This is a genomic window from Enterobacter asburiae (genome assembly GCF_008080435.1).
Classification (GTDB): domain Bacteria; phylum Pseudomonadota; class Gammaproteobacteria; order Enterobacterales; family Enterobacteriaceae; genus Enterobacter; species Enterobacter asburiae_C.
In genome coordinates this window covers 1-1,844 of sequence record NZ_VRKN01000052.1, presented here as the reverse complement: position 1 = coordinate 1,844, position 1,844 = coordinate 1, and the positions used below count along the sequence as shown (strand labels likewise).

The window sequence follows — 1,844 nt, the reverse complement described above, 5'->3', positions numbered from 1 at the left end:
GATGAGGAAACGGGGATTGAGGCCGATGCGCTGGTCTGGCGGCTGGTTGTACCGGCATAAACATATATCCTCAGAGAACTATAAAAGAGTTCTTTGAGGAATGTTCTTCCCTGGAGCTAGTAGCGATGATGAGAAAAATACTTTGTGCTGGTGACGTACCGGAAACCGGTGGTCAGGTATTTCCACCTGCTGCGGCTACCTGTCTGATTGGCAATCGTCAGGCAGCATTAATTGGTGGGCAGGCTTTTTGCGCAGCATGTGGGCAAAAAGGGATCATTGTTAAGGCCGGTGGTCCATACCGCCCCCGCTATCCAGGCGGTGAAGGTGCACTGGAGTTCGATGTATTACAGTGTGGTTGTCAGCCACCACCAAAATTATTAGTTGTGGCGCACAATCGGGCCAAAGTAGAGGATCAAAGCCAAGGGATTACTAATTGAATTTTTCCCGATGTGTACGAAGGATATCTTCCTTCAGCGCAGGTCATTCCCCTTATCATTGCATCTGGTGTAGACATGACAGCAAATGGTATATCCTGTCTAAATCCGACGCTAATTAAAATGGATAGTAACAGGTTTTTATATGCCATCTCAGGATCATTCCAGGAAACACGGTTTGGAGCTGGAAAGTCAATACGACTCCCAATTACAGCGAGTGACGGATGCCGCAATGTTGCACCGGTTTCTTTGTTGATGACAGAGGACGATGTGCAAGCAGTCATGGACCTGATTGGTAAGCTCGAGCATGGCGTTTTTTCTTGATTCCTTTATGGCTGCATATCCTCTTTAACCGCCAGCCTGTCCTGCGTGTGTGATGAGCGGGTTTTGCAGACAGCCGATTTCTCGCACCACTGGTGCGAGTTTTTTGGCATGGCTGTTACTTGCCTTGGTTCAACACCTATGGTTAAAAACCCACCAGGAAAATTGTCTCTCAACTTCCATTCTTACTGCCGGGTCAGTTTTCATCGATGCTTTGTCGGGCATACCATCCGGACAAAAATCAGCAAGTTGACTCTGAATAAACTTCAGCTTTTCGTCTTTTTCCTCTACGTTTTCAAACACCATAAATGGCAGCCTGATAATCGGTGGCTTGGTCTGGGTGGTTAACGGTATGGTTATGCCTGAGTTATGGCCAGGCAGTGAGTGAAACTCTCTGATATGACTCAACAGATTGTACTGTACGGTGTTTTTCACGAAGTAAAAAACGTCAGCATAATAATCTGTCACAAACCCGTCCCTTTTTCCTGGATAAGCCAGTGTGTCCATCTCTGGAAAGGGAAACTTTAAACCTTCATTTCTGTAATGTACGATTGGCACTCGTTCAAGTACACGCTCACGATATTTGAGTATGTATTCGTAGTGACACGGTTGCTCAATACCAATCGTTGACCACCAGTGTTGTCCTCCCAGATCTTTTTCTGTGTCGCCAATATGAATGGCATAATCCGGATCCAACCGATAATAGGCCTCGCTGATACCGTCGTATTCCCAATTGTCATAATCCAGTAGCAGTCTGACAATACGGTCAGCGGGTGCCAGGTCCAGGTTAAAGCGCTCTCTCCACATAGCCATGACATCTCCAGGGCTGGCACAGCTATTTACGGGCGTATTGGCATCCTGTTGACGGGTGTATACGACGCCGGCCCTGACAGTTTTTCCCTCTTTGCTGTAATCCTGAGTCAGGTAGTAAGGTTTCATCCTGACGTTACGAATTTGTAGAATTGCCAACGACTTATGCTGGAGTGTGATGTGATGCAGTTGAATATCTGGATATTAGGCGACAATTACCCCGTCCGCATCGCGACAATTACTCTGGCCTGTTTGTAATCTGAGCGTCCTGTTTCTTCT

Annotated in this window: 2 protein-coding genes; one reads left to right on the top strand and one right to left on the bottom strand. The window is 46.9% G+C overall.

Going from position 1 to position 1,844, the window contains the following annotated elements; translation table 11 throughout:
• Positions 1-125: 125 nt before the first annotated feature.
• Positions 126-437 carry a PAAR domain-containing protein gene (locus tag FU672_RS24740; protein WP_148245221.1) on the top strand — a complete coding sequence of 104 codons (312 nt, stop codon included), beginning with the start codon at positions 126-128 and terminating at the stop codon, positions 435-437.
• A 450-nt stretch (positions 438-887) separates the two neighbouring features.
• Here the strand turns inward: FU672_RS24740 and FU672_RS25360 are convergent, their stop codons facing one another.
• Positions 888-1,724 (bottom strand): ATP-binding protein, encoded by an 837-nt coding sequence (locus tag FU672_RS25360; RefSeq protein WP_262349073.1) that lies wholly within the window; start codon positions 1,722-1,724, stop codon positions 888-890.
• Between the last annotated feature and the right edge of the window lie 120 nt (positions 1,725-1,844).

What these genes read in the sequence shown, in the direction of transcription:
- FU672_RS24740 (WP_148245221.1), top strand. Translation starts at nt 126, where the DNA reads ATGATGAGAAAAATACTTTGTGCTGGTGACGTACCGGAAACCGGTGGT.